Source organism: Sphingobium cyanobacteriorum (genome assembly GCF_030580935.1).
Taxonomy (GTDB): domain Bacteria; phylum Pseudomonadota; class Alphaproteobacteria; order Sphingomonadales; family Sphingomonadaceae; genus Sphingobium; species Sphingobium cyanobacteriorum.
The window spans coordinates 15,250-40,677 of record NZ_JAUQOM010000008.1 but is presented as its reverse complement, the minus strand read 5'-3'; the positions used below and the strand labels follow the sequence as shown (position 1 = coordinate 40,677).

Annotated in this window: 23 protein-coding genes; 13 read left to right on the top strand and 10 right to left on the bottom strand. The window is 60.8% G+C overall.

Translation table 11 applies throughout. The features are described 5' to 3' along the window. Window positions 1-21 precede the first annotated feature (21 nt). The 3 genes from Q4610_RS14945 to Q4610_RS14935 are packed head-to-tail and all read left to right on the top strand — an operon-like array spanning window position 22 to window position 1,506. Window positions 22-516, top strand: coding sequence for a VOC family protein (locus Q4610_RS14945; RefSeq protein WP_304536768.1), 495 nt, complete (start codon window positions 22-24; stop codon window positions 514-516). Between the two features lie 15 nt (window positions 517-531). Continuing rightward, on the top strand, window positions 532-792 hold the full coding sequence (locus Q4610_RS14940) for a hypothetical protein (RefSeq protein WP_304536767.1): 261 nt from the start codon (window positions 532-534) through the stop codon (window positions 790-792). Further along, a complete protein-coding gene (locus Q4610_RS14935) occupies window positions 793-1,506 on the top strand; it encodes an SDR family oxidoreductase (RefSeq protein WP_304536766.1) in 714 nt (237 codons plus the stop codon). It begins immediately after the preceding gene. Window positions 1,507-1,547: 41 nt separating this feature from the next. Here the strand turns inward: Q4610_RS14935 and Q4610_RS14930 are convergent, their stop codons facing one another. Beyond that, window positions 1,548-1,955, bottom strand: coding sequence for a carboxymuconolactone decarboxylase family protein (locus Q4610_RS14930; RefSeq protein ID WP_304536765.1), 408 nt, complete (start codon window positions 1,953-1,955; stop codon window positions 1,548-1,550). A gap of 460 nt (window positions 1,956-2,415) precedes the next feature. Here Q4610_RS14930 and Q4610_RS14925 point away from each other — a divergent pair, with 460 nt between their 5' ends. The 3 genes from Q4610_RS14925 (at window position 2,416) to Q4610_RS14915 (ending at window position 7,293) form a co-directional block, all read left to right on the top strand. Further along, window positions 2,416-3,258 (top strand): SDR family NAD(P)-dependent oxidoreductase, encoded by an 843-nt coding sequence (locus Q4610_RS14925; protein WP_304536764.1) that lies wholly within the window; start codon window positions 2,416-2,418, stop codon window positions 3,256-3,258. A gap of 716 nt (window positions 3,259-3,974) precedes the next feature. Next, window positions 3,975-4,412: a nuclear transport factor 2 family protein gene (locus Q4610_RS14920; protein WP_304536763.1), complete on the top strand. Its 438-nt coding sequence runs from the start codon at window positions 3,975-3,977 to the stop codon at window positions 4,410-4,412. Window positions 4,413-4,692: 280 nt separating this feature from the next. Then, window positions 4,693-7,293 carry a TonB-dependent receptor gene (locus Q4610_RS14915; RefSeq protein WP_304536762.1) on the top strand — a complete coding sequence of 867 codons (2,601 nt, stop codon included), beginning with the start codon at window positions 4,693-4,695 and terminating at the stop codon, window positions 7,291-7,293. A 184-nt stretch (window positions 7,294-7,477) separates the two neighbouring features. On the opposite strand, the gene Q4610_RS14910 is transcribed toward Q4610_RS14915, so the two are convergent. Further along, the gene (locus Q4610_RS14910) at window positions 7,478-8,695 is read right to left on the bottom strand and encodes an amidohydrolase family protein (protein WP_304536761.1); all 1,218 of its coding nucleotides are present in this window, start codon (window positions 8,693-8,695) and stop codon (window positions 7,478-7,480) included. Window positions 8,696-8,915: 220 nt separating this feature from the next. Between Q4610_RS14910 and Q4610_RS14905 the strand changes: the two genes are divergently transcribed. Then, a complete protein-coding gene (locus Q4610_RS14905) occupies window positions 8,916-9,815 on the top strand; it encodes an acyl-CoA thioesterase (RefSeq protein ID WP_304536760.1) in 900 nt (299 codons plus the stop codon). A 14-nt stretch (window positions 9,816-9,829) separates the two neighbouring features. Here the strand turns inward: Q4610_RS14905 and Q4610_RS14900 are convergent, their stop codons facing one another. Beyond that, window positions 9,830-10,615 carry an SDR family NAD(P)-dependent oxidoreductase gene (locus Q4610_RS14900; protein ID WP_304536759.1) on the bottom strand — a complete coding sequence of 262 codons (786 nt, stop codon included), beginning with the start codon at window positions 10,613-10,615 and terminating at the stop codon, window positions 9,830-9,832. Window positions 10,616-10,781: 166 nt separating this feature from the next. Between Q4610_RS14900 and Q4610_RS14895 the strand changes: the two genes are divergently transcribed. Continuing rightward, entirely contained in the window at window positions 10,782-11,684 is a 903-nt protein-coding gene (locus Q4610_RS14895; protein ID WP_304536758.1) for a crotonase/enoyl-CoA hydratase family protein, read from the top strand. Between the two features lie 59 nt (window positions 11,685-11,743). Here Q4610_RS14895 and Q4610_RS14890 read toward each other — a convergent pair whose 3' ends face one another. The 6 genes from Q4610_RS14890 to Q4610_RS14865 form a co-directional block, all read right to left on the bottom strand. Next, window positions 11,744-12,061, bottom strand: coding sequence for a 2Fe-2S iron-sulfur cluster-binding protein (locus tag Q4610_RS14890; RefSeq protein WP_304536757.1), 318 nt, complete (start codon window positions 12,059-12,061; stop codon window positions 11,744-11,746). Between the two features lie 139 nt (window positions 12,062-12,200). Further along, window positions 12,201-13,631, bottom strand: a complete 1,431-nt coding sequence (locus tag Q4610_RS14885) for an NAD-dependent succinate-semialdehyde dehydrogenase (protein ID WP_304536756.1) — start codon at window positions 13,629-13,631, stop codon at window positions 12,201-12,203. A gap of 15 nt (window positions 13,632-13,646) precedes the next feature. Then, window positions 13,647-15,236, bottom strand: coding sequence for a GMC family oxidoreductase (locus Q4610_RS14880; protein WP_304536755.1), 1,590 nt, complete (start codon window positions 15,234-15,236; stop codon window positions 13,647-13,649). Continuing rightward, a complete protein-coding gene (locus Q4610_RS14875; protein ID WP_304536754.1) occupies window positions 15,233-16,336 on the bottom strand; it encodes an NAD(P)/FAD-dependent oxidoreductase in 1,104 nt (367 codons plus the stop codon). The genes Q4610_RS14880 and Q4610_RS14875 overlap by 4 nt, the downstream gene beginning before the upstream one ends. After that, window positions 16,333-16,731 (bottom strand): PaaI family thioesterase, encoded by a 399-nt coding sequence (locus tag Q4610_RS14870; protein ID WP_304536753.1) that lies wholly within the window; start codon window positions 16,729-16,731, stop codon window positions 16,333-16,335. Before Q4610_RS14870 ends, Q4610_RS14875 begins: the two co-directional genes overlap by 4 nt. 69 nt (window positions 16,732-16,800) lie before the next feature. Next, a complete protein-coding gene (locus tag Q4610_RS14865) occupies window positions 16,801-17,571 on the bottom strand; it encodes an enoyl-CoA hydratase/isomerase family protein (RefSeq protein WP_304536752.1) in 771 nt (256 codons plus the stop codon). Window positions 17,572-17,761: 190 nt separating this feature from the next. On the opposite strand from Q4610_RS14865, the gene Q4610_RS14860 reads away from it, so the two are divergent. From Q4610_RS14860 to Q4610_RS14850, 3 genes are read left to right on the top strand one after another with little or no spacing between them, the layout of a single operon-like run. After that, window positions 17,762-18,901, top strand: a complete 1,140-nt coding sequence (locus Q4610_RS14860) for an acyl-CoA dehydrogenase family protein (RefSeq protein ID WP_304536751.1) — start codon at window positions 17,762-17,764, stop codon at window positions 18,899-18,901. Next, window positions 18,898-19,872 carry an acyl-CoA dehydrogenase family protein gene (locus tag Q4610_RS14855; RefSeq protein WP_304536750.1) on the top strand — a complete coding sequence of 325 codons (975 nt, stop codon included), beginning with the start codon at window positions 18,898-18,900 and terminating at the stop codon, window positions 19,870-19,872. The genes Q4610_RS14860 and Q4610_RS14855 overlap by 4 nt, the downstream gene beginning before the upstream one ends. Before the next feature lie 19 nt (window positions 19,873-19,891). Continuing rightward, on the top strand, window positions 19,892-21,070 hold the full coding sequence (locus Q4610_RS14850) for an acetyl-CoA C-acyltransferase (protein WP_304536749.1): 1,179 nt from the start codon (window positions 19,892-19,894) through the stop codon (window positions 21,068-21,070). Window positions 21,071-21,129: 59 nt separating this feature from the next. Here Q4610_RS14850 and Q4610_RS14845 read toward each other — a convergent pair whose 3' ends face one another. Next, window positions 21,130-23,214 (bottom strand): 3-hydroxyacyl-CoA dehydrogenase NAD-binding domain-containing protein, encoded by a 2,085-nt coding sequence (locus Q4610_RS14845; protein WP_304536748.1) that lies wholly within the window; start codon window positions 23,212-23,214, stop codon window positions 21,130-21,132. Window positions 23,215-23,442: 228 nt separating this feature from the next. Between Q4610_RS14845 and Q4610_RS14840 the strand changes: the two genes are divergently transcribed. Beyond that, window positions 23,443-24,429 carry a thiamine pyrophosphate-dependent dehydrogenase E1 component subunit alpha gene (locus Q4610_RS14840; RefSeq protein WP_304536747.1) on the top strand — a complete coding sequence of 329 codons (987 nt, stop codon included), beginning with the start codon at window positions 23,443-23,445 and terminating at the stop codon, window positions 24,427-24,429. Further along, window positions 24,426-25,427: an alpha-ketoacid dehydrogenase subunit beta gene (locus Q4610_RS14835; RefSeq protein WP_304536746.1), complete on the top strand. Its 1,002-nt coding sequence runs from the start codon at window positions 24,426-24,428 to the stop codon at window positions 25,425-25,427. The genes Q4610_RS14840 and Q4610_RS14835 overlap by 4 nt, the downstream gene beginning before the upstream one ends. Window position 25,428: the final 1 nt, after the last annotated feature.

The following is a 25,428-nucleotide window of genomic DNA, read 5'->3' as shown; positions in this document are numbered from 1 at the left end:
ATATTGCAAGGAGAAGATGCCGTGCACTCTGTTGTCCGCCCCCCCCGTGCGCTCCACCCTGTCGGACTGCTCGGTTATGAACTGTTCCAGCTTGCCTATGTGACCAATGATCTCGAACGGGCGGTCACGCTGATGGGTGACAATTACGCCATAACCAACTGGTCCTATATAGACGCCGGGGTGATGCGGATCGCGCTGGCATGGTCCAATGGGCAGCAGATTGAACTGATCGAGACGGCGACGGACCAGTACCAGCCTCTGTATGACGACTGGATCGACAAAAAGGGGGATTTCGTGATCCGCCACCACCATTTCGGCTATTTCGTGAACTCGGACGAAGAATGGGCATCATTGCGTGGGCAGATTGCAACGGCAGGCCGCAAGACATGGATGGATATCGAGATCGACACGATGAAGGTCATCTATATCGAGGCGCCCGAACTGGGCCACTTCCTGGAATATATCTATCCGACCGCCGAAGGCCGGGCCTATTATGGAAGCATCGCCGCCAATTAGGGCTTGGGGCGCGCATTGACCTATGGCCGCAAGGTTCAGGAAGCGGGTGGCGACACGGTAAAACCGCTTGCGATGCGCGAACATGCGCTTGATACGGGCATGACAGGGCATCGCGCGGAAAAGCGGGAACCGCTTTTAGCGGCGCTGGCCGACGGCTCCGGCAGAACGATGCGAAAACAAAAAGCTGGCGCGCGCGACCTGCATCCGCCTAAACGCAGCGCGCTCTGGCGCCGGAAGTCCCCAGGGACAGTGCAGGATTTTACGGGAGCAGAGTGAATGGCGCTAACGGGCAAACGGATTGTCGTGGTCGGCGGCACCAGTGGTATCGGTCTTGCTACGGCCCATGCAGCCAGTGCCGCCGGGGCACAGGTGACGGTCATCGGCCGCGACCCTGCCAGGCTGTCGCAACTGGCCAAGGATAATCCCGGCTGGCGGGTTGCCTGCGCCGACATAACCGACGCCGATGCGATAGAAACCATATTCGCGGACGAAGCGCGCATCGATCATCTGTTCATATCGGCCGGGACCATCATCATCGAACCGGCCACCGGCGCCATGGACAGGTTGCGGGCACCGTTCGAGGAGCGGGTTTTCGGCCTGCTGCATGTTGTGCGCGCGGCCATGCCACGCTTTGCCCCCGACGGATCATTTACAGCGACGACGGGCGATCTGGTCCAACGCCCCCACCCCATGCTGGCGGCCGTCGCGGCGGCGGCCGCAGCCGTCGAAACCCTGTGCAAGACCTTCGTTCAGGAATTCGCGCCCATCCGTTTCAATGTCGTGTCGCCCGGCGCCGTGGATACGCCGTTGATGGCCGGGCTGCTGGGAGAGGAAGGCCGGCAGGCCATGCTGGCGGACCAGGCGACAAAAGTGCCGATCCGCCGGATAGGGTCAGCAGACGAGATCGCCGCCCTCGTTCTGTCCATCATGCAGAACGGCTATCTGAACGGCGCGGTCATTCCGATCGATGGCGGGCTGCACGCCACCTGACCCGCGGTGCCCGGCGCCGGCGGACCAAGGGGCTTGTCGCTTCAAGCCTTTTCAGGCGGCAGCATGTCGATTTCCTGCAACGCCTCCTGCGCAGCCGTGATCGCGGTGGCGATCGCGGGGAAGCCGACATAGGTGGACAATTGAATCAGCGCCTCCTCGATTTCCTTGGCCGACAGGCTGTTGGCGACACCGATCTTGACGTGGTTTTTCAACTCGTTGGGCTGACGCATGCCAACCAGGGCGCCAATGGTCAGCAGGCTTCTCGATCGCCGGTCCAGACCTGGCCTTGACCAGCAATCGGTATAGGAATGGGACATGCCCAATCGCGCAAGGTCAGCGCAAAAGGCATCCTTTTCTATCCGCGCGCGTATCGCGTCGCCAAAGGCCGGTCCCAGCATTTCACTGGCCAGCGCCAGGCCACATTCCGTTCGCTCGTCCATTTCCGCCATATTTTCAACTCCGTCCTGTTTGATGGCCTTCACCTGGAGCATCGCGCGGAACAGTGGGAACCGCCTTTAGCTGCGCTGGCCGGCAACGCTACCATGGCCAGCCCGCCTTCGGTCGCCATCATGCGCATGGGAATCCTTCCTCATCTTCATGATGATCATCGCTGGAACATGGGCCATATGACAGGAGAATAATTCACATTTCCCGGTCGAAAATGTTCATGCCGCCCGCGTCTGCGCATTTCCGCCTGGTCACTTGACAGCATTCCCGCGCCATCGCACCAATGGTCGGCACAGGATTCATGGTCCTGATCAATATATGCGTCGTTCCATGACAATATCGTCGCTTCCATCTGTCCGGTGGAGACAGGCTATCGCCGGTCTATTCCCCTGAATAGACGGCCATGCTGTCCCGGCGCGCCAGGAATAACCATCATGATGATTTGCACATCTGGAGGATCATATGGACTTGCAACTGAAGGACACACGCGCACTCGTAACCGGCAGCAGTTCCGGCATTGGCGAAGGCATCGCCAAGCTGCTCGCGGCGGAAGGGGCGACGGTCGTGATCCATGGCCGCGACCGACAGCGCCTTGACGCGGTAGCCAGCGCGATCGCCGCAGCAGGCGGCAAGGCTTTTGGCGTGACCGGCGATCTCGCCACCGCGGAAGGCTGCCAGCAGGTCGCAGAGGCCGTGGCCGCGCAGCTTGGCGGCGTGGACATATTGGTCAATAATGCAGGCGGCAAGGCCAGCGGCCATCGCCAGGATGGCGTCGAACGCCCGGCCAATGGTCCCTGGCTGGAAACCCCCTGGGACGACTGGGCCTGGACCTATGAACAGAATGTCGGCGCCGCCGTGCGCCTTATCCAGAGCTTCGCGCCCGGCATGATCGCGCGGAAATGGGGCCGCATCATCAACATCTCCAGCGCCTCGGCGGTGCAGCCCGAACCTGGCCTGGCCGACTATCAACCGGCCAAAGCCGCGATGAACAACATGACGGCGGGCCTCGCCAAATCCTTCGCAGGCACGGGCGTAACGGTGAACACCGTCAGCCCCGGCACGATCCTGACGCCCGCCGTAACAAAGGCATTCACCGAATGGGCCGGTCTATTGGGCTGGGATAGCAGTGATTTCTCCGAAATCGAACGGCGCTTCACCAGCGAACTGATCCCGCAACCGATCAAGCATTTTGGCCGCCCGGAGGATATAGCAAGAATGGTGGCGCTCCTCGCCAGCCCACTCAGCACATATATGACCGGCGCGAACTATCGCGTCGATGGCGGACAATGCCGTTCCGTGAACTGATGGGAAGGGCATTATGAGATCCGGGGGGGGGGGCATCACACAGCCCGCCCCCGGATTTGCGGCCCAGATATCGCGCGATCCTGGCTTTATGGCATTCCCATGCATGCCCGGATAAACCCTGTGACACATGCAATCAAATATCTGACGCATGGCCCTGGTTCCAAGACTACAACCTGAACCGCCCTCGTTGTCCGGCCTGGTCAGCATGATGATGGATATACGCCATAGCGATTGCGTTCGAACCTTTAAAAATAAATATATATTATTTATTATGATATTTGAATATTTAACAGATTTATTTTTATAATTATTATATTATGATTTTATTTATAGTAATAATGCATAATATGCGAACATCTTCATGCCTATCCAGATCGATGTGCAGAAATGCAACAAGGCCCTGAATTTTGCATTCGACCTTTCCCTGGTCGAAACAGCGCATTTGCGATGCTACGCGATGATACAGAAATCATGCTTGCGATCCGCTTTGCACTGGTGCCTTATTCGACGGAAGAAAAGGACTCTTCATATGGAGTCGAGCCATAAACATAGGCTTCGGGGGAGGCGTTGAAGTGCGTTTGAAACGGCACTGCTGGTCTAACGGCCATTACCATTCCCGCATATGCTATCCTTGGGCGTGCCCTGAGACAATCCACTTGTTCTAATCTCGCATGCGCCATGTCCACAGCGGCAGGTTAAGCTGCCGGGGAGACAATATGGATATTTCTCAGAAGCTTGAGGCGATCGAAGAAATCAGGAAGGTGCGGGCCCGTTACTGTCGCTTCGTCGACACGAAACAATGGGATGCGCTGAAAGACCTGTTCATTGAAGATGCCACATTCGACGGCGGATCGGCCGGCATGGGGCCCATAGCCAATCGTGAAGAATTCGTCGCGAATGCAGCCAATGGTTTGGCTGGATGTGTCAGTGTTCATCATTGCCACTGCCCGGAAATAGAACTGATATCAGACAGTAGCGCGACCAGCATATGGGCGATGGAAGACATGCTGCAATGGTCCGAAGATTCCGGCAGCCCGATCAGGACGCTGCACGGCATGGGTCACTATCACGAGACTTTTACGAAGATTGACGGACATTGGAAGATCGCATCGTGGAAAATCACGCGCCTGCGCGTCGACAGTGTGACAGCTTGAGATGGACGATCGGACCATCTGCCCAGGCATTGACCGGGATCATGCGCTGAATCTTGCCGCATCTGGTGTAACTTTCGTTGTCAACATTCTGGGCGTCGATGCGGATCACGCCGTACTCACCGCCCCCGATCGATGAAGGGCCTTATCCGCCTGCCACTGACTGGTCGCACCGATTGAACATGTAATCGCGGGAAAAAGGAGGTTAATTTCCATAGTGCCTGGGCCGACAATGTCGGCCTCTCAGAAATAAAATATAAGATTATGAGCTAGGGAGAGGAAAATGAAAATATCTGTACATATGATGCTTGCTGCTTCAGCGATCGCGCTGTCGCACGGCGCGGCTCATGCCGCCGATGCTGCGGCAAATACTGCGCCCGAAGAACAGTCCGCTGAACAACGCAGCCTGGCTGACATTATCGTGACGGCACGGCGATCCAGCGAAAATCTGCAAAGCGTTCCTGTCGCTGTCTCGGTTCTCACGGATGCGCAGTTCAAGAATGAAGGCACGTTCCGACCGGAAGACATGCAGAAATCCGTCCCAGGCCTGTCGATTGCGGCCGGTGGCGACACCGATCGTGGCAACCTCACCTTTGTCATTCGTGGCCAGGGGACGGTTTACGGTTCCCTGTTCCCGGCGGTGATCACCTACTTCAACGAAGTACCGATCAAAACCCTGGGCGTAGGCCAATTTTATGACACGCAATCGCTGCAAGTCCTGCGCGGACCGCAAGGGGTACAATTTGGTCGCGTGACTGACGGCGGCAATATCATGCTGACGCCAAACAGGCCGACCGGCGATTACTCGGCTGAAATTTCACTGAAAGCAGGCACCTATAATCTGCTGGGAACCGAAGGTTTCATCAATGTGCCGATCAGTGGCGACAAGGTGGCTCTGCGTTTCGGCTGGGACGTTACGCGGCGCGACGGCTTCACCAAGAATCTGTACAATGGCAAGGACCTGGACAATGTGAATTATCAGGGAGGCAGATTGAGCCTGCTGCTCAAGCCGTCCGACAGCTTTGAAAACCTGACCGTTGTTCAGTACCAGCATGTCGACGACAATGGCACATCGGTGCTGTACGATGCCCAGAACAATGCCGGCGTCATTGCCAATGTCGGCGGCTTCATCCCGCTGGTCAGCACGCCGTCCGATTTTGGCATACCGGGTTTCAGTCCGATCTATGGCCTTGACGGGAATGGATCTATCCGCGCCTTCCAGACGGGTGATACACCGCTTACCGTTGGCAATTATATCAATGCCATTCAGAGCGCGATTGCACGCCAGAAGAGCCTGGGCAAGCGAAAGACCTTCAACACCGCTCCGGTTTACAACAAACGTCATATTACATATATTACCAATACGACCACCGCGACGCTGAGCGACAATCTGGAACTCAAAAATGTGTTCGGCTATACCCGCTATCTGGAGCGGAGCGCGCAAAATTACACGGGCGACAACAGTGGCTATGTACAACCCTGCCATGATGCATGCCCGTGGAATCCAGGAGGGAATATCCCCTTCATCGATCAGGAGCAGTTTAGCGAAGAATTGCGGCTTTCAGGGAATTTCCTCGATGGCAAGCTTACCTGGTCGCTCGGCGGCTACATGGATGAACAGAGGCCCGGCCGCAAGCGGATCGAGAATGACACGATCTTTGGCGGCATCCTGGAATATGACGTCGTTCAGCATGTGAAAACGAAAAGCCGTGCGATCTATGGCTATGCCGAATATGAGGTGGCGCCCAGCTTCAAGATCAACGGCGGCCTGCGCTACACCAGCGACAAGGTGCATTCGTTCAACGCGGTCTATAATGCGCTACTGCCGGTTCCGGGGCTGGAGCGGACCCTTCTTGCCAGTTTTACCACGTTCCGTGATGCTGGCTTTGGCTTTACCGGCCTGACCGACGAACAGCTTGCCGGGCTCGCTGCCGCAACCGCCAATGGCGCCGCCAATGTGCCGCACGGGCAATGCGCCAATTACAATGGCGGCATCTTCCAGACGACCTGCATCGAATCGAAGGCATCGTTCGACGTATGGACATGGTCGGCCGGCGCGAGTTACGCATTCGATGAACGCAAGCTCCTCTACGCAAAGGTCAGCAAGGGCTATCGTCCGGGCGGCATCAACTCAACCTTCCCCAAGCCGGAGTTCAGGCAATATCAGCCCGAAAACGACATTTCCGTCGAAGTCGGATTGAAAACCCAGTTCGAACTGGGGTCAATGCCAGTACGTGCCAACCTGGCCCTTTACCGTGATCGTTACACGAAAATCCAGCAAACCATCACGGCTCGCGGCGAGAACGGCACCCCAGGAAGCATCCTGACCAATGTTGCGGCAGCCAAAATCTATGGCCTGGAATTTGAAGGGCAGATCAGTCCGTTCGACGGCTTCACTCTTGGCGCCAATTATGCATATACCCACGCCAAGTTCGACATCGATCCCAATGAAGATCCAAGTGCGTGCGATCCGACCGCGCTGGTCGCCATCGGCTTTTGTACGCGCAACCGTTTCTTCGCGACGCCAAAACATCAACTGGGCGTCAATGCCCGCTGGGACTTCATTCAGGACGATGGTGGCATCGGCAGGATCGGCATCGGCGGCAACCTCTATCACCAGTCCAGCGCCGCTTTGGCGCAGTCGGTCAACAGCTTTATTTCACCCCGTGGAATCGAGCCCAAATATACGACGTTCAACCTGAATGCGAGCTGGAACAACATATATAATTCGAACTTGGACCTGACCCTGTTCCTCACCAACGTCACCAACGAAATCCATCGGCTGGCGGCGAACTCCAATGCGCAGAATTCCGGCATTGGTAATGACAGCAGCGTCTATAATGCACCCCGTATGTTCGGCGCGACGCTGACCGGACGTTTCTGATCATCCAAGTGCGATGAAGGATCGGACGGCGGCAAACTACCCGTTTGCCGCCGTCTTTCTTTCCCGAAATCAAATCCGCGCGCATCCTGTCCATCGGACAGTGCGGATGACATGTATAAAAAAGGGCCGGCCCTGTCCCGAAGGACAGGGCCGGCCCGCATCACAAAGCCGATAAGGCAGTGCCTCAGACGCGCATGAAGCGCTTGCCGTTATCGTACATGATCGCGCGTGCATCTGCATCGGACAGTTCGGTCAGCGCTTCGGCGAAGAAATCGCGCGGTTCAGGCACGCCTTCGGCATGAGGGTAATCGGAACCCATCAGGATGCACTCGGACGTACCGATCTGCTCCACGATAGTCTTCACATCATCTTCCGGGTAGGCAACGGCAAAGCAGTGGCGCTTGAAGATCTTGCTCGGCCGCTCCGGCAACTGGCCGCAGGGCCAATAGCCATTTTTGGCCATGCCGCGCATCTTGTCCATTTTCTCCAGGAAGCCGGGCACCCAGTTCGCGCCATTCTCGACGCTCGCGATACGGATATTGGGGAAACGTTCGAAGAAATTATGATAGATGATGTTGGCAAGCGTGATCTGCACCGGCAGTTCCGAATAACAGAACATCCACTGCCACGCCGTCTGGCCCGTGCGCCGCGACTGGAGCGGCTTTTCTCCGAACTCGCGAATCATCGGATGCATGAAATTGGCTTCCGAAACATGGAAGGTGACGGCGACATGATTGTCGTTGAGTATCTGCCATACCGGATCGAAATAGGGGTCAGCCGGTGACTTTCCACCTGCCGGTCCCATCGGCATGCAGACAACCCGGACCCCGCGTTCGACCAGCCACTTCGCTTCGGCAACCGACGTTTCAAGATCCCACAGGCTGAGCAGGCCGGTCGCGAAAATCCGGTTTTCGTAGGCGAAGCCCCATTCGTTATGAACATATTCGTTATAGGCGTGAAGCACGGCGTTGCCGGTGGCGTCCTGCGGATAATAGCCGAAGGTCGACACGAATTCGCCAACGAACAGAATACAGCCTTCCACACCGAATGCGTCCAGCTTTGCCAGCCGGCCAGCGGGCGTCATCATGTCCTCGGTCGGTTCAATCCAGCCCTCGACGTTGGATTTGCCCTCCTTCATCGCCTTGAGCCATTCCTTGAGCTTGCCGGGCGGTGGGACGAGGCCCTGTGCATTGGCTTCGGCATTTTCGATCATGCGATCGCCGATGTGCAGGCCAAAGCGACCATCAGGACCAACCTTGCGCGCAGGCAGCCACTGGGCATGCAGGTCCTGCGGCAGATATTGCTTCATGAAGTCGTAATTGCGTTCATGAATGTGACTGTCGCAATCGAAGATCGGTCCGTCATAGACCTTGGTCGGCTGGAAGCTGGGGGCGGTCGCCATGATTCTCTCCTACAGAGTCAGTAAGTCATGGTGTGCAACATAATCCCGAACGGTCGCCAACAGGAATGACTTTCTCCGGTCAAATCCTGGTCGGGCACAGGATCGCACTGGCGATCTCACAAAATTGACTTCCCGCCGGCGATGGCGCAGCGCTTCTCCTTCCCTCAACCCCTCTGCGTCCATATGGGCGGCGGTCGACAGCGGCGAAGGTGCGTGCAACATGACAATATTGCTTCCGGTCGAACGGTGGGATGGCCTTGATGCCGAACGGCTGATGGGACTGGAGGCGCTTGGCCCGGACAGCTTCACCAACCCACGATCGGGTGTGCGCGACGACAGCCATCTTTATGGCGGACAGGTTCTGGCTCACGCCTTGCTGAGCGCGGCGCGGACAGCACCCGGCCGCACGATCCACTCGCTTCACGGCTATTTTCTCCGCGCGGGGGACGGCCAGCATCGGGTCAATTTCGATGTGGAACGCAGCCGCGACGGACGCAGCTTTTCCACGCGCCGCGTCGTCGCACGCCAGCGGGGGCAGGCGATATTCCACATGGAATGTTCGTTTCATGGACCGGACCAGCCCGGACTGGAGCATCAGATGCTGATGCCCGACGTGCCACCGCCCGAAGATCTGCCGACATTACACGACTATGCACGACAGACCGGAGAGCCAAATGCCGTGCGCGCCAGCGAGCGGCTGGGGCCCATCAGCCTCATCGAACTGAAACTTATCAATCCCGATTCGCTGACGGGCGGAGAGACGCTGCCCCGGCGACGGTTATGGGTCCGCATCCCCAGCGCCGCAAAAGTGACCGATCCCTTGATCCACACGGCGCTGCTCGCCTATCTGTCGGATTTCTGGCTGGCGGGCGCAGCGCTCACCACGCATCAGGTCAGTTATGGGCCGAAAGACCCGCAGATGGCATCGATCGACCATGCCCTTTGGCTCCATCGCCCCGGCCGGGTCGATGACTGGCTGCTCTATGAGATCGACAGCCCATCCGCGATGAACTCGACCGGGCTGTCGCGTGGACTCATCTATACGCGCGAAGGCCTCCTGCTGGCCAGCAGCGCGCAGGAGGCGTTGATCCGGGTTGCCCAGGAAGACAGGGCAGACTGACGCCTGCCTGACTTTCACCCCTGCCCTGTTGCCGCGCGCATGATCTCTGCGGTCGTCGGATTGCGCCTGAGGGTCAGGCCACCAGTGACATGGAATGTCTGGCCGGTCATGAAACATTCGTCGCCCGCCATGAACAGCGCCGCGTTGGCGACATCCTCGACATTGGTGATGCGCCCCAGCGGATATTCCCGCGCAAAAACCTCGATCATCGCCGGGGTGAATGTTCCGCCCAACATGGGCGTTTCGGTCAGACCGGGCGCCAGAATATTTGCGCGGATGCCGAATTGCCCGAATTCGTTCGCTACGGCTCTGGTCATATGATTGAGTCCCGCCTTGGCACCCATATAAGCGACGTGATTCTCGAACATGATGTCAGCGACCGCCGATGACACGTTGACGATGGCCCCGCCACCCGCTCCCTTCATCGCCCCGACCGCAGCCTGCATGAACCAGATGCCGCCCTTGAAGATGATGGCCAGCATTTCGTCTATCTCGGCTTCGGTCATGTCCTCGAACGGACCATATTGCCCGGTAGCCGCGGCATTGATGGCGATGTCGACACGGCCGAACCGCGCCTGCGCCTGTTGAAAGAGGTCGAACACCGCATCACGATTCGCCACATCGGCCGGCATCGATGTGGCGCCGGTCGCCTTGGCAAAGGCATCCAGCCCGCCGGCGGAACGGCCCGACACAACGACATGCGCGCCTTCCGCCAGAAATCGACGCGCGATTGCCTGCCCCATATTCCCTTCGCGCGTCGCACCCATCACGATCGCAACCTTGCCTGCCAACTTGCCCATAGGATCTGTCCTCTCCTCAATTCCGCAACACGGTTCCATGCCATGGATGATCGTGCAGTCCCCAAAGAGGGCTATTTGTATCGGGGATGCGATTGAGGCCGCTGCCGCTTCCCTCTGTGGGGCAGGCACGGCAAAGTCGATCCATTCGCCAAAAACAGGAGTTGTCATGACGGATTATCGCGGGAAATGGCTCTATGAGCCGGAACAGATTCTTTTCGAGGTCGAGGACGCGGTAGCCACGATCACATTCAACCGCCCGGACAAGCGCAATGCCCTGAACGGCCGGATGTTGAGCGAGATGCGCGACGCCATGCTGGAAGCAGATGACCGTCTGGACGTGAATGCCATCGTCCTGTGCGGCGCGGGCAAAGATTTCTGCGCAGGTTATGACCTGGAACAAGCCTATGAAGGCCGCGGCGAAAAGACACAGATCGGCAATTACGAGTATCGCAAAGCAGGTCAGCGATTCGACGATGACTGCTTCTCCATGGAGCGAACCCAGGAACATACCCTCATCATCCCATCCATTCACAAGCCGGTGATTGCGAAAGTACATGGCAATTGTCTGGCCGGCGGCACCGACATCGCGCTGTCCTGCGATCTGGTGATCATGGCGGACGATGCCCGGATCGGCTTTCCCGCCACCCGCGCCAACGGTTCTCCGCCCGCCCATATGTGGATTTATCATTGCGGCCCGCAATGGGCCAAGCGGATGCTGTTCACAGGCGACAAGATGACCGGGGCCGATGCGGTGAAGATCGGCCTTGCGCTGGAATCATGGCCTGCCGAAGAATTGGACGCCGCCGTGGATGCACTGGCTCGCCGGGTGGCGGCGGTCGATCAGGAACTGCTGTCCGCGCAGAAACGGATCGTCAACCTCGCGCTGGAACAAATGGGTGCTGGAACCATCCAGCGGCTCGCGGCGGAAATGGACGCCCGCGCCCATCTGGCCACCGGCCCGCGCCGGATGCAGTTCAAGGCCGACATGAAGGAACATGGCCTCAAAACAGCGCTGACGAACCGGGATGCGCCGTTTGGCGACGGATATGTCCGCCTGCGGGAGGGTTGAACTGCCAGTCCGGGGATGATGGTCCGCCTGGCTCCGCGAAGCCGGGCGGACCCATGTTTTCAGTCTTCCGGCGCGATCGTGACCTTCAGGCCATCCAGGGCATCGCTGAACGCAATCTGGCAGGACAGACGCGACTGCGGGGTGCGATGTTCGGAACTGTCCAGCAGGTCATTCTCATCTTCGGTGATGGTCGGCAGCTTGTCGGCGAAACTGTCATCAACATACACATGGCAGGTCGCGCAGGAGCAACAGCCGCCACATAACGCCAGCAGTTCGTCAAACCCATTGTCGCGGATGATTTCCATGACGGTCAGCCCATTGTCGGCCTCTATCGACTGTTCCTGTCCTGCGCGATTTGTAACCGTCAGTTTCGCCATCTTCGTTCCTCTTCACTCGTCGACGCAATGATCAATGACCATTCGATCCTCTCATCGGAATCGCATAGTCCCCGGCAGCAGTCCGGTTGCCCCGGATTCAAACAGCAATCAAGTGCTTACTGTATAGCCTAGGCTATTCTTAACCGAGAGTCGCAAGCTTCGTGTTCAGATATGCCTGAAGCCCCTCCAGGCCGCCTTCTGAACCATAGCCACTCTCCTTGATGCCCCCGAACGGAGTTTCAGGCGTGGAAACAGTCAGGCTGTTGATGCCGATCATGCCGGTTTGCACGCCATGCATGATCCTGTGGGCATTGGAGAGGCCAGTAGTGAAGGCATAGCCGGCCAGCCCCGCCTCCACCGCATTGGCCCCTTCTATCGCCTCATCCAGCGAGGCGAAGGGCTGGACCGGCATGATCGGACCGAAGCATTCATCGGAAAACAGGAGGGCATCCTGATCGAGGCCGGTCACAACGGTGGGAGCAAAGAAATTGCCCACATTGCCGTGGCGCGCGCCGCCGGTCAGCACGGTGCCGCCCCGCGTTTGCGCATCGGCGACGAAGCGTTCCATCGCCTCCACCCGGCGCGCATTGGCGAGCGGACCCATCTGGGTGTCCGCGTCGGTGCCAGCGCCGAGTTTCAACGCCCCTGCCCGCGCGGCTACGTCACGAACGAAGCGATCGACCAGGCTTTCATGGACGAAGAAGCGGGCGGGACTGACACAAACCTGGCCGGCGTTGCGGAACTTGCCCGCCGCCAGCGTCGCCATCGCCAGGTCATAATCGGCATCGGCGCACACGATGACTGGGGCGTTTCCGCCCAGTTCCATCGTCGATCGCTTTACCCCGTCCGCCGCCAGCTTCATGAGGTGCTTGCCGACGGCAGTGGACCCTGTGAACGAGATTTTGCGGATCGCTGGCGCGGCAATCAGATGAGCCGACACCTCCGCCGGATTGCCGAACACCAGTTGCGCGCATCCCTTGGGCAGGCCCGCGTCATGCAACGCGCGCATCAATTCCACAGCGGTGCCGGGCGTTTCCTCGGCCGCCTTGAGGATGACGGTACAGCCCGCCGCCAATGCGCCCGCGACCTTGCGCGCCGGGGTTAGCGACGGGAAATTCCAGGGGGTAAAGGCAGCGCACGGTCCAACCGGCTCATGCAGGACGACATGTTCCAGCCCTGGCGCACGCCCCGCCACAACACGGCCATAAATCCGGCGACCTTCTTCGGCATACCATTCCAGCAGCTCGGCCGAATGGGTCAGTTCGCCGCGCGATTCCGCCAGCGGCTTACCCTGTTCCAGCGTCAGGATGCGGGCGTGATCGCCCATCCGCTCGCGCAGCAGAATAGCAGCACGACGCAGGATATTGCTGCGCTCCAGCGGGCTGGTTGCGGCCCAGGCAGGGAAGGCCCGCTGCGCGGCGGCAAGTGCTTCATCCAGCTCTGCGGCTGTCGCATGTGGCAGTTCGGCGAGCGTATCGCCCGTGGCAGGGTTCAACACAGGCTCCGACATGCGGCCCGGCCCGGCGGGAATGAAGCGTCCATCGATATAAAGGGCGAGTTCGCAATACATGGCAATTCCTTGTGTTCAATGCCCTGACCGGATGAGGTCGGCGGCCTTTTCCCCGATGACGATGGCAACGGCATTGGTGTTGCCCGATACCACCGCGGGCATGACCGATGCGTCGGCGACACGCAGGCCATCCACACCCATCACGCGCAGGGCACCGTCCACCACCTTGCCCATCGCCGCAGTGCAACTGGGGTGATAAATCGACCCGGCCGTTTCCCGCGCATAGGCAAGCAGACTTGCATCATCCGCGATACCGACCCCCGGCAGATACTCGCTTTCGACGTGGCGGGACAGGGCTGGCTGGCCGACAATGGCCCGGATCATCCTTAGCCCCGCTACCACGTCGCGCCGGTCTTTCTCCGTTCCCAGAAAATTGACGAAAATGTCAGGCGCCATCGCCGGGTCCGGCGACAGGGCGCGAACATGTCCGCGACTTTCGGGGCGCAGCGGACAGGCCGAAGTGGTGAAGGCGGAAAAAGGGTGCAGTTTGTCGCCCATCTTGGTCGTGCTGAAGGTGATGAACAGCAACTGCATGTCCGGTCGCATGTCCACCGCCTGCGACGAGCGGAGGAAGCCCCCGGCATAGCCCGCCGATACAGTGAGCGGCCCCTTGCGGGTCAGGGCATAGCGCATCCCGACGCCTGCCATGCGGAAAAGAGAGGCCATGTCGTCGTTGAAGGTCAACCGGCCTTTCGCCTTATAGACGGTGCGGACCTGCAAATGGTCCTGAAGGTTGGCACCAACTTGCGCATTATGGTGCACTACCGGAATTCCCAGAGACTGAAGATGCGCACCATCGCCCACGCCCGACAGTTGCAGCAGATGCGGACTGCCAAAGGCGCCCGCCGACAGAATCACCTCCCGCCGGGCCGTGGCGCTGTGTGTGCCGCGCGCGTCGCTCCACTTGACGCCATTTGCCCGCGTCCCGGTGAACAGCACCCGCCGCACCAGCGCGCCGGTCATAATCGTCAGGTTGGACCGACCGCGCGCTGGCCGCAGATAGGCGACCGCGGTGCTGACCCTGCGACCATGGCGCGAGGTCGTCTGATAATAGCCGACGCCTTCCTGCTTCGCCCCGTTGAAGTCGGGATTATAGGGATAGCCCGCTTCCTGCGCGGCATCGAGAAAGGCGTCGCACAATATATGCGGCTCGGTCGCGTCCGACACGGCCTGCGGCCCGCCGACGCCGTGCCAGGGATCGGCCCCGCGCTGCTGGTCCTCCGACCGGATGAAATAGGGCAGCAGATCGTCATAGCCCCAGCCGTGATTGCCGACCCGCGCCCACTCGTCGAAATCCTCGCGCTGGCCACGAATATAGATCAGGCCGTTGATGGAGGAAGAACCGCCCAGCACCTTGCCTCGCGGTTGACCGATCCGGCGATTGTTGAGATTTGGCTCAGGCGCCGTTTCGTAGAGCCAGTTCAGCTTCCTGTGCTTGAACAGCTTGCCATAGCCGAGCGGAATATGAATCCACGGATTGGTATCGCGCGGCCCCGCCTCCAGCAGGAGCACGCGGATGGACGGGTCCTCGGTCAGGCGAGCGGCGATGACGCAGCCTGCGCTTCCTCCACCGACGACGATATAGTCATAGGCGCCGTCGCTCATCGGATCAGCCTTGCCACATGATCGGCGATAGCCATGGATGCTGTCAGGCCCGGCGATTCGATGCCGAAAAGGTTCACAAGCCCTTCCTGTCCATGCAGGGCAGGCCCCTGGATCAGGAAATCGGCAGCCGGTTCGCCAGGTCCCGAAATCTTCGGCCTGATCCCCGCATAGCCCGGTTGCAGCCGATCAGGATCGAGCGTCGGCCAGATACGCTGCGCGGCAGCCGCGAATTTGGCGCGGCGCGCCGGGTCGACCGTATAATCGATACTGTCGATCCATTCCACATCCGGCCCGAACCGCGCCTGCCCGGCGAGATCCAGTGTCAGATGCGTTCCCAGCCCACCCGGCTCCGGCACCGGGTAGATGAGGTGCGAGAAGGGCACCCGGCCCGAATGGGTGAAATACACGCCGCGCGCCAGATATAAGGGGGGTACGAAAGTCGAAGGCAGTCCTTGGGTCGCTGCCGCGATCGCTTGTGCGCCCAGTCCGGCGGAATTGACGAGGATGGGCGCACTGACGACCGGCTCCATCTCGCCCGGCATATGGACCTGCCACAGGCCGTGCTGTCGGGAGATACGGTCCACAGGGCTGTTGGTGACGAGCATCCCGCCATGCGCTTCCGCCTCCCCCAGTAGCGCCTGCATGAGGCTGTGGCTGTCGACGATGCCGGTGGATGGAGACAGCAGAGCCGCCGCGCAGTCCAGTTCCGGCTCCAGCGCCTGTGCCTGCGACCGATCCAGCCAGCGCAGATCATGTACGCCGGCAGAAAGGGCGGCTGCCTCGATCTTCTCCAGTTCGCCAAATTGCGCCGCATCGTGCGCAAAAATCAGCTTGCCGATCTGCTTGTGCGGCACGCCGCGTTCCGCGCAAAAGGCGTAGAGCATCTCCTTGCCCTCTACGCACAACCGCGCTTTCAGCGAGCCTTGCGGATAATAGATGCCGGCATGGATGACCTCGCTGTTGCGGCTGCTGGTCCAGGATCCAAAATCCGCCTCCCCCTCCAGAATCAGTGGTGCATGGCCCGCCAGCGCCAGCGCACGACCGATGGCGAGGCCCACCACTCCGCCGCCGATCACGATGGCATCGACGCGATCCGTCATCGCTTCAATTCCGTATGAATCACCGTCATGGTCATGGTCGCGCAGAGATGACGCTCATCGTCGCGCAGGACGAATATATCTGCTGCCGTAGTACTGATCCGCCGGCCTTGCGTCACGACCCGTCCTTCCGCGATCAGGCGCGTGCCCCGCGCCGGTCCGGTGAAGTAGATCGATTGCTGAAGGGTCATCGTGTCCTTGTCCACTGCCACCGTGACGCCGCTCAGGGCCGCCGCGCATTCGGCAAGGGCGCTTGTCACCGTACCCTGGAACCAGCCCGGCGCATGACCCAGTTCAGGCCGGTGATCGATCCCCAGCGTCACCTTGCCGACCTGATAGTCGACCATATCCATGCCAAACAGAACCCGGATATGGGGACGGGCCATCATCTTGCGCATCAGGGCATCCAACGCCGGGCCAGGCACCGTTTTTGCGGCTGCATCATCCGTCATTGCTCTGCGCCTCTGTCAGGCACCACGATAGACCGGCTTGCGCTTCTCCTTGAAAGCAGTCGTACCTTCCTTGAAATCCTCGGTCCAGGTCATCAGTGCCTGCACCGCCGCCTCATATTCCAGCGCCTCGTCATAGGATTGGGTCGGGGCGCTATCGAACTGGCGCTTGATATGGGACAGCGCGATCGTGGGAGCCGTCGCAAGGCTATCGGCCATCTCCCGCGCGCGGGCCTGCACCTGCTCCTTGGGCAGCGCCTCCAGCGCAAAGCCCAGACGCACGGCTTCCTCTCCGCTGACGAAGCGGCCGGTGTAGGCAATTTCCTTCGCCCGCATGACACCGACATGGCGTTCCAGCAGCCAGCCAGCACCGCCGTCCATGGCGAGGCCGATGTGGCGGAAGGCGAACTGGAAGCGGGCATTGTCGGCGCAGATGATGAAATCGCACGCCAGGGCGAGCGCGAACGCGACACCGATGCAAACACCTTCAACAGCTGCAATCACCGGCTTGTTGGTATGCGCCACGCTGCGCGTCATGCGATGGAGCGTCCGATATTTGATCACATTGCCGCGCACACCGCCCGAACCCATTTCACCGACATCGGCACCCGCAGCGAAATCGCCGCCGGCCCCGGTCAGGATGATCGCGCGAACCTCCTCATCATCCTGCAATTCCTGGAACACGGTCTGGAACGCGCCGCGCATGGCCATGGTGATGGCGTTCTTGCGCTCCGGGCGGTTGATGGTGACGATGGCGACGCCGCCTTCGCGGATCACGTCAATCGACATGGCGCGTTTACTCCTGAAATGCTGTAGTTTCCCGGCAAGCATACCGGATTGCCCCGATGACTAGCAGCGCACGCCGCCCCGGCCAGCCCGGAAGGACAGCATATCGCCGCTGCGATAATGGACGGAAGAGAGTTGGCGACGCAAGGCGGCACCCCCACTAGAGGCCCATAAACTTGAGGCGGACCATAGCGTGCAGACCTTTGCGATAGAAGCCCTCTCCTGGCCCGACAATGGCGCGGACCTGCGCCGTCAGGTTCGGACACTGGTGGCAGATCATGTCCATCCGGCCAATCCGGCCGACCGTACCAATTGCTGGGCCGTGGCCGATCCGGCGTTTAGCCGCACCCTGGCCGCAGCCGGGCTGCTGGGCATGACCTGGCCGAAGGAATATGGCGGGCACGAACGCAGCCCGCTGGAACGCTATATCGTGCTGGAAGAATTGCTGGCGGCGGGCGCTCCGGTCGGGGCGCACTGGATCGCCGACCGGCAGACCGGCACTCTCCTGCTGCGCTACGGCCATGAAGAGGAACGTCGTCGATGGGTGCCCGGCATGGCACGCGGCGAAATCTTTGCCTGTATCGGCCTGTCCGAACCCAATGCCGGGTCGGACCTGGCCGCCGTTCGGACCACGGCGCGCCGTGATGGAGACGGCTGGGTGATCGACGGGCAGAAAGTGTGGACGACGAATGCCCACAATGCGCATGTCATGATCGCACTGATCCGGTCGGAAGAAGGGTCGGAACGCAATGCAGGCCTCAGCCAGTTCATCATTCCGATGGATACGCCCGGCCTGACCGTCCGCCCGATCCTCGACCTGACGGGCGGACATGATTTCAACGAAATATTCTTTGATAATGTGCGGCTGCCCGGCACGGCGTTGCTGGGCGTGGAGGGCGAGGGCTGGAAACAGGCGACGGCGGAACTGTCGCTCGAACGCTCCGGGCCGGAACGCTATCTCTCCTGTCTCACCCTGCTGACCGAACTGATCCGGGCCGTAGGACCAGAACCGAGCGATTGCGTTCGCGCGCTGATCGGCCAGTTGGTATCCGAAACCTGGACGTTGCGCCTGATGTCCGCATCGGTCGCAGCGCAGATCGCGCAGGGCCACGACCCGGCATTGGAAGCCACCATCGTCAAGGATTTGGGTAACAGCTTCGAACAGGCCATGCCTGCCCTGATCCAGGCAGCGGTCGAGACGGACCTCTCCAGCGACGCGGCGTTGCCAATCATGCTGGGCCACCTGCTTCAGGTTTCACCCTCTTTCTCCCTGCGCGGCGGCACGCGGGAAATATTGAAGGGCATTATCGCACGGGGATTGGGACTTCGATGAACGATCAGCAGCACATGCTTTCGGACATGGCCGACGGCCTGTTCGCGGGATTGGGGCCATCAGCGACGATGGAAGCGCACTGGTCCCAGATAGAGGCGTTGGCGCTCTCCTCCCTGCTCCTGCCGGAAGAGGCGGGCGGCTTTGGTGGCACTTGGCAGGATGCCCTCATCGTCTTTCGACTGGCTGGCTATCACGCCCTGTCGCTGCCGGTTGCGGAAGCGGCAATCGCGGCACGGTTGGCGGCAGGCACCGGGCTGGAAGGGCGCGGCACGATCGCGTCCCGCACCGACGGCACGGTTGAAGGGGATTGCTTCACCGGGGCGGTCCATGGCGCAGTGATGAGCGAGGGCGCGGACTTCATTGTTGCTCCAGGACCGCAGGGTGGGTCCTTTCTGGTCGCTACTGCTGGCGGAGAACGCACTCCATCAGTCAATTTGGCAGGGGAAAGCCGGGATGTCTGGCACTTCGAGAGCGTTCCCGTCGCCCATGTGACCGAGAACGTGTTCGTCATGGGTGCGTTCGCGCGTGTCGCGCAGATCGCCGGCGCGCTCGATGCGGCGCTGGCCATGTCTGTGCGCTATGTGAACGAACGCAAGCAGTTCGGTCGTCCGCTCGCCAAATTCCAGGCGGTGCAACAATCGCTTGCCACCTTCGCCTGCGAGGCGGCGGCGGCCAACTGTGCGGCGATGGGACTGGCGCAGGCACTGGACCGGGGCAATGCGCATTATGAAGTCGCGGCAGCGAAGCTGCGTGCCAACCGTGCGGTCGGGATCGGCACCTCGGCCGCGCATCAGGCGCATGGCGCTATCGGCTTCACACAAGAATATGCGCTGCACCCGATCACGCGGCGGCTCTGGTCCGCTCGGTCGGAATTTGGCGGCGACAGCCATTGGGCAGCGTTGCTGGGCGGGCGGGTTGCGGCCGCCGGCGCAGATCGTTTCTGGGCGGATCTTACCGCCCTTACGGATTGACACGAAAGCAGGACAGATCATGGCAGACGCAGTCATCGTTTCCACCGCCCGTACCGCCATCGGCAAGGCGGGCCGCGGCGCGCTCAACAATCAGGACGGGGCCGAACTTGGCGCACTCGTGATCCGCGAGGCGGTGAAGCGCGCTGGCCTGGAAGGACCGGAGATCGAGGATGTTATCCTCGGCGCGGCACGGCTGGAAGGCCCGCAGGGTGGCAATGTGGCCCGCATGGCCGCCCTTCGCGCGGGCCTGCCGATCGGCGTGCCGGGCTTTTCACTGGATCGCAAATGCGCGTCCGGCCTCAACACCATCGCACTGGCAGCCCAGCGGATCATCGCAGGCGAAGGCGACATCTATGTCGCGGGCGGCCTCGATAGCTGTTCGCTCGCCCTGCCCAACACGCGCGAGGACCGGCTCGAAAATCCGTGGCTCAAGGCGAATGTCACGGGTATTTACGACAGCATGATCCAGACGGCAGAAACCGTCGCCAGCCGCTATGGCATCGGACGGGAAGCGCAGGATGCCTATTCGCTGCTCAGCCAGCAGCGAATCGCCGCCGCGCAGGAGGCCGGGCGGCTTGATGCGGAGATCGTGCCCGTGACCGTCACCAAGCTGGTCAAGGACAAGAGCGGCGCTGTGACCGGCGAGGAGGAAGTGACGCTTGCCAAGGATGAGGGCAATCGTCCCGAAACCACGCTGGAGGGTCTGTCGTCGCTGCGTACCGTGGTGGACGGCGGCTGCGTCACAGCGGGCAACGCCAGCCAGTTGTCCGACGGCGCCAGCGTGTGCGTGGTGATGAGCGATACGGAAGCGGCGCGGCGCGGGCTTCAGCCGCTTGGCATATTCCGGGGCTTTGCCGTCGCGGCCTGCGGACCGGACGAAATGGGCATCGGGCCGGTCTTTGCCGTACCGAAACTGCTGAAACGCGCTGGCCTGAGCGTCGATGACATCGGCATCTGGGAACTCAACGAAGCGTTCGCAGTGCAAGTCATCTATTGCCGCGACCAGCTTGGCATTGATCCGGCAAGGCTGAATGTCGATGGCGGCGCGATCGCCATCGGCCATCCCTTCGGCATGTCGGGTTCACGCATGACCGGGCACGCGCTGATCGAAGGCAAGCGCCGGGGCGAGAAATATGCGGTGGTCACGATGTGCGTTGCAGGCGGCATGGGCGCCGCAGGCCTGTTCGAAATCGTCTGATTGCAAAACAGCCGGGGGACATGATCCCCCGGCCGATTATTGCGTCTGCCCTGCGCCGGTCAAGCGTCCGCCCAGCCCTTGCCTTCGCGGACCAGTCGTTCGAGCAGCGCCGACGGCCCCCAGCGCGGGCCATTGCGTTCCGCAAGGCTCAAGGCCATGTCGCGGACCTTTTCAAGCCCGACCTGCTCGCCCCAATACATCGGCCCGCCCTTGTGGGTGGGGAAGCCATAGCCGTTCACCCACACCACATCGATATCGCTCGCGCGCAAGGCGGTGCCATCTTCCAGTTCCTTGGCACCCTCGTTCACCAGCGGCATGAACAGGCGTGCCTCAATCTCCTCATCAGTGAAGTCACGGCGCGTGATGCCCAGTTCCGCCGAGACCGCCGCGATCGCGTCCACGACCTCTTGATCGACGATGCGTTCGCGCCCTTCATAGCGATAGAAACCCTTGCCATTCTTCTGCCCCAGCCGCCCCATGGCCAGCAGGCGCTCCGCTATGGGGGACTGGCGATTGCCCGGTGCCAGCCGCTTCGCCCGATCCTGATAGATCAGCACGCCGACATCGACGCCCGCCAGATCACAAATGGCCAGCGGCCCCATCGGCATTCCGAAACGTTCGGCGACGCGATCGATCTGCTCGATCCCAGCGCCCTGCTCCAGCATGAATTCCGCTTCGCCCTGATAATATTGCAACATCCGGTTGCCGATGAAACCATCGCAATTGCCGGCCAGAACGGGCACCTTGCCCAGTGCCTTGCCCAGCGCCATGACCGTGGCGACGCTGCGTGGCGAACTTGCCGTTCCGCGCACATTCTCTTGCAACTTCATAATGTTGGCGGGTGAAAAGAAATGCACCCCGATCACATCCTGCGGCCGTCCGGTGACAGCGGCGATAGCGTCGATATCCAGCGAAGAGGTGTTGGTCGCCAGGATCGCACCGGGCTTCAGCACCGCGTCCAAACGGCGAAAGATGCTCTGCTTCAGGTCCATCTTCTCGAACACCGCCTCCACGGCGATGTCCACGTCGGCGATCGCTTCATAGTCGGTCGTGCCGCTGATCCGCGCCCGCGCCATATCGGCCTTTTCCTGGGTCATCGATCCACGCTTGACCGACGTGTCATAATTGCGGGCGATGATGCCCATGCCGCGATCCAGCGCGTCCTGGCTGATGTCCACCAGGGTTACGGGAATGCCGGCATTGGCGAACACCATGGCAATGCCGCCGCCCATGGTGCCGGAACCGATCACCGCCGCCTTGGCAATGCCCGCAGGCCGGGTTGCTTCCGGGAGGCCGGGAACGCGCCGTGCCGCCCGTTCTGCCTTGAAATAATAGGTCTGGGCACGCTGCTGCGGCGATCCGTAGAGTTGACCCGCCCGCTGTTCGTTGAAAGCCACGGCGGCGGTCACGTCCATTGCGCAGGCAGCGGCGATCACCTCCGCTGCGGCAACCGGCGCTTCCGCGCCGCGCGCCTTGCGCGCCGCCTGTTGGCGCAGCATGTCCGCGAGGGCAGGATCGAAAGGTGCACCGGGGACGGGCCTGTCCAGCACCGGGACGAACACCCGACCGCCATCCAGAACTGCACGGGCCAGTGCCTCCGCCGCAGCCAGCGCATCTTCCTCCACCATGTCGACGATACCGTCGGCAAGCGCCTCCTCGGCGCTCATCACACGGCCCGAAACCAGCAGGTCCAACGTCCGTTCGGGCCCGATGAGATGCGTCATTTGCACCACGCCCGCGGCACCCGGCAGCATACCCAGCTTCAGTTCCGGCAGCGACAAACGCGCACGGGGCGTCGCGACACGGCCATGACAGGCCAAGGCCAGTTCCAGCCCACCACCCAGCGCGATACCGTCGATGGCGGCGATGACAGGCTTGGCAAGCGATGCAATCTGCGCCTGTAGATCCTTTACATACGGCCGGACCTCAATGTCTGTGCTATTGAACGCCTTGATATCCCCGCCGGCACTGAACGCGCCGTGGCTGCCCGTCAGGATCACTGCACGAACCGCATCATCCTGCCCCGCCCTGGCCAGCGCCTCGCCAAGCTCGCGACGGACGGCCAGACTGAGCGCGCCGACAGGCGGGTTGCTGATTGTCACAACGGCTATCCCGTCTTTAAACACCCAGTCGGCAGCAGCCATGTGCAATCCTTTTCGCATCCGGTCATGCCGGTTTACGGAGACGGTTCGCGGTGAGGGAGCCGGACAAGGAATTTATCAGCCATACGATACATGACTTGATCGACCGGATTTCAGATAATGGCGTCTTGCTATCGATCGCAGATGCCAGATAGTCGGGCATCGCCTAAGCAACCGGAACCGCGCCCACGGTTCCTGTGGTTGCGTTTTGTCAGTATGGAGATCAAAGGCATGACGAGCAATTACGCTCCGGACGGTGCGACGCAGCTTGAGATTTACAAGCGTGTTGCACTGCTCAAGGCGAATGACGAGCGCAGCCGCAAGGTCATTATGAACGGTCGGCTCGTGATGCCCTATTACAGCTACCGTGGTCAGGAAGTCATCCCCTCCGCCATGGCCACCGCCCTGACGGACGATGATTATTGGGTCACGATCTATCGCGGCATCCACGACATGCTGGCCAAGGGCATGCCGTTGAAAGACCTGTGGGCGGAAATTGCCGGCCGCGTCGACGGCACCTGCAAGGGCAAGGGTGGCCCGATGCATCTGACCTATCCCAAGAAGGGGATCATGGTCACGACCGGCATCGTCGGTTCGTCCATGCCGATCGCCAACGGTATCGCCTGGGGATCGCAACTGTCGGGTAATGGCCGCGTGGCCGTGGCGACCTTCGGCGACGGCGCTTCGAACATTGGCGCCTTCCACGAAAGCCTCAACATGGCTGCCGTGTGGAAGTTGCCGGTGATCTTCCTGTGCCAGAATAATCTGTATGGCGAACACACGACATACGAAAAGGCGACATCGGCCAAGCGCGTCGCCGATCGCGCGGTCGCTTACAACATGCCCGGCGTACGGGTGAACGGCAACGATCCGATCGAGATGTTCGCCGCTGCCCGTGAGGCGGTCGAGCGTGCCCGTGCAGGCGAAGGCCCGACCCTGATCGAGGCGATGACCTTCCGCTTCCACGGCCATGTGTTCGGCGATGCTGACGCCTATATGGACAAGGCCCAGAAGAAAGCGGCAATGGAAGCCGATCCCGCCCCCATCTTCCGCGCCCGGCTGATCGCGGAGGGAATCGCGACCGAAGAACAACTTGCCGCGATCGAAGCCGACATCGAAACCCAGATTGACGAGGCGGTCGAATTTGCCCTTGCCTCGCCCTTCCCGGAACTCGATGAACTCACCAAGGATGTTTACGCGCAAGGAGCAGCGGCATGAGCGATACCGCAACCAAGGCCAAGCCGGTCACCATCCTCCAGGCGATCAACACTGCTATTGCCGATGCCATGGCAGCCGACGACACGGTCATCGTACTGGGCGAGGATGTTGCCGATCCTGAGGACGGCGGTGTCGTCGGGGTGACGAAGGGCCTGTCCACACGCTTTGGCGAGCATCGCGTAAGATCCACGCCGATCGCCGAACAGGCGATCATCGGCGCAGCGATCGGCGCCAGCCTGGTCGGATACAAGCCGGTGGCGGAGATCATGCTGATGAACTTCACCACCGTGGCGATGGATATGATCGTCAACCATGCGGCGAAACTGCGCTTCATGTCCGGTGGCCAGACCAATGTGCCGATCGTCATCCGCACCATGACCGGCACGGGCTTTGGCTCTGGTGGCCAGCATTGCGACTATCTGGAAGCCTGGTTCGCCCATACGCCGGGCATGAAGGTGGTGGCTCCGTCCAATGCGGCGGATGCCTACGGCCTGATGCGCGCGGCGATCAACGATCCCGATCCGGTGCTCTATATCGAAAATCTGCCCGCTTACTGGACACCGGGCGAAGCGCCCGAACCCGGTCATATCGTACCATTGGGCAAGGCAAGCGTGGTAAAAGAAGGCACCGATGTCACCATCATCAGCTACTCGCGCGTCCTGACTGAAGTGGTCGCCGCCGTCGAGGAAATGGAAGCGGCCGGCGTATCGGCGGAAATCATCGATCTTCGTACTATCTCGCCATGGGACAAGGAAACGGTGTTCGCTTCCGTCGCCAAGACGGGCCGCTGCCTGATCACGCATGAAGCAGTGACGGAATTCGGTATCGGCGCGGAAATCGCCGCTACTCTTCAGTCCGAATTTTTCGGCAAGTTGAAGGCGCCGGTCGGACGGTTGGGTGCCCCCTATGCGCCGGTGCCCTTTTCCAAGCCGCTGGAAAGCGCGTATGCGCCGACCGCAAAGCGCATTGCTCAAGCGGCTATCTCTCTCACAAAGTAGG

Bases quoted from the DNA above. Each gene is read 5' to 3' on its own strand.
- Q4610_RS14935 (WP_304536766.1), top strand. From the start codon at position 793: ATGGCGCTAACGGGCAAACGGATTGTCGTGGTCGGCGGCACCAGTGGT.
- Q4610_RS14930 (WP_304536765.1), bottom strand. From the start codon at position 1,955: ATGGCGGAAATGGACGAGCGAACGGAATGTGGCCTGGCGCTGGCCAGT.
- Q4610_RS14925 (WP_304536764.1), top strand. From the start codon at position 2,416: ATGGACTTGCAACTGAAGGACACACGCGCACTCGTAACCGGCAGCAGT.
- Q4610_RS14920 (WP_304536763.1), top strand. From the start codon at position 3,975: ATGGATATTTCTCAGAAGCTTGAGGCGATCGAAGAAATCAGGAAGGTG.
- Q4610_RS14915 (WP_304536762.1), top strand. From the start codon at position 4,693: ATGAAAATATCTGTACATATGATGCTTGCTGCTTCAGCGATCGCGCTG.
- Q4610_RS14910 (WP_304536761.1), bottom strand. From the start codon at position 8,695: ATGGCGACCGCCCCCAGCTTCCAGCCGACCAAGGTCTATGACGGACCG.
- Q4610_RS14905 (WP_304536760.1), top strand. From the start codon at position 8,916: ATGACAATATTGCTTCCGGTCGAACGGTGGGATGGCCTTGATGCCGAA.
- Q4610_RS14900 (WP_304536759.1), bottom strand. From the start codon at position 10,615: ATGGGCAAGTTGGCAGGCAAGGTTGCGATCGTGATGGGTGCGACGCGC.
- Q4610_RS14895 (WP_304536758.1), top strand. From the start codon at position 10,782: ATGACGGATTATCGCGGGAAATGGCTCTATGAGCCGGAACAGATTCTT.
- Q4610_RS14890 (WP_304536757.1), bottom strand. From the start codon at position 12,061: ATGGCGAAACTGACGGTTACAAATCGCGCAGGACAGGAACAGTCGATA.
- Q4610_RS14885 (WP_304536756.1), bottom strand. From the start codon at position 13,631: ATGTATTGCGAACTCGCCCTTTATATCGATGGACGCTTCATTCCCGCC.
- Q4610_RS14880 (WP_304536755.1), bottom strand. From the start codon at position 15,236: ATGAGCGACGGCGCCTATGACTATATCGTCGTCGGTGGAGGAAGCGCA.
- Q4610_RS14875 (WP_304536754.1), bottom strand. From the start codon at position 16,336: ATGACGGATCGCGTCGATGCCATCGTGATCGGCGGCGGAGTGGTGGGC.
- Q4610_RS14870 (WP_304536753.1), bottom strand. From the start codon at position 16,731: ATGCGCAAGATGATGGCCCGTCCCCATATCCGGGTTCTGTTTGGCATG.
- Q4610_RS14865 (WP_304536752.1), bottom strand. From the start codon at position 17,571: ATGTCGATTGACGTGATCCGCGAAGGCGGCGTCGCCATCGTCACCATC.
- Q4610_RS14855 (WP_304536750.1), top strand. From the start codon at position 18,898: ATGAACGATCAGCAGCACATGCTTTCGGACATGGCCGACGGCCTGTTC.
- Q4610_RS14850 (WP_304536749.1), top strand. From the start codon at position 19,892: ATGGCAGACGCAGTCATCGTTTCCACCGCCCGTACCGCCATCGGCAAG.
- Q4610_RS14845 (WP_304536748.1), bottom strand. From the start codon at position 23,214: ATGGCTGCTGCCGACTGGGTGTTTAAAGACGGGATAGCCGTTGTGACA.
- Q4610_RS14840 (WP_304536747.1), top strand. From the start codon at position 23,443: ATGACGAGCAATTACGCTCCGGACGGTGCGACGCAGCTTGAGATTTAC.
- Q4610_RS14835 (WP_304536746.1), top strand. From the start codon at position 24,426: ATGAGCGATACCGCAACCAAGGCCAAGCCGGTCACCATCCTCCAGGCG.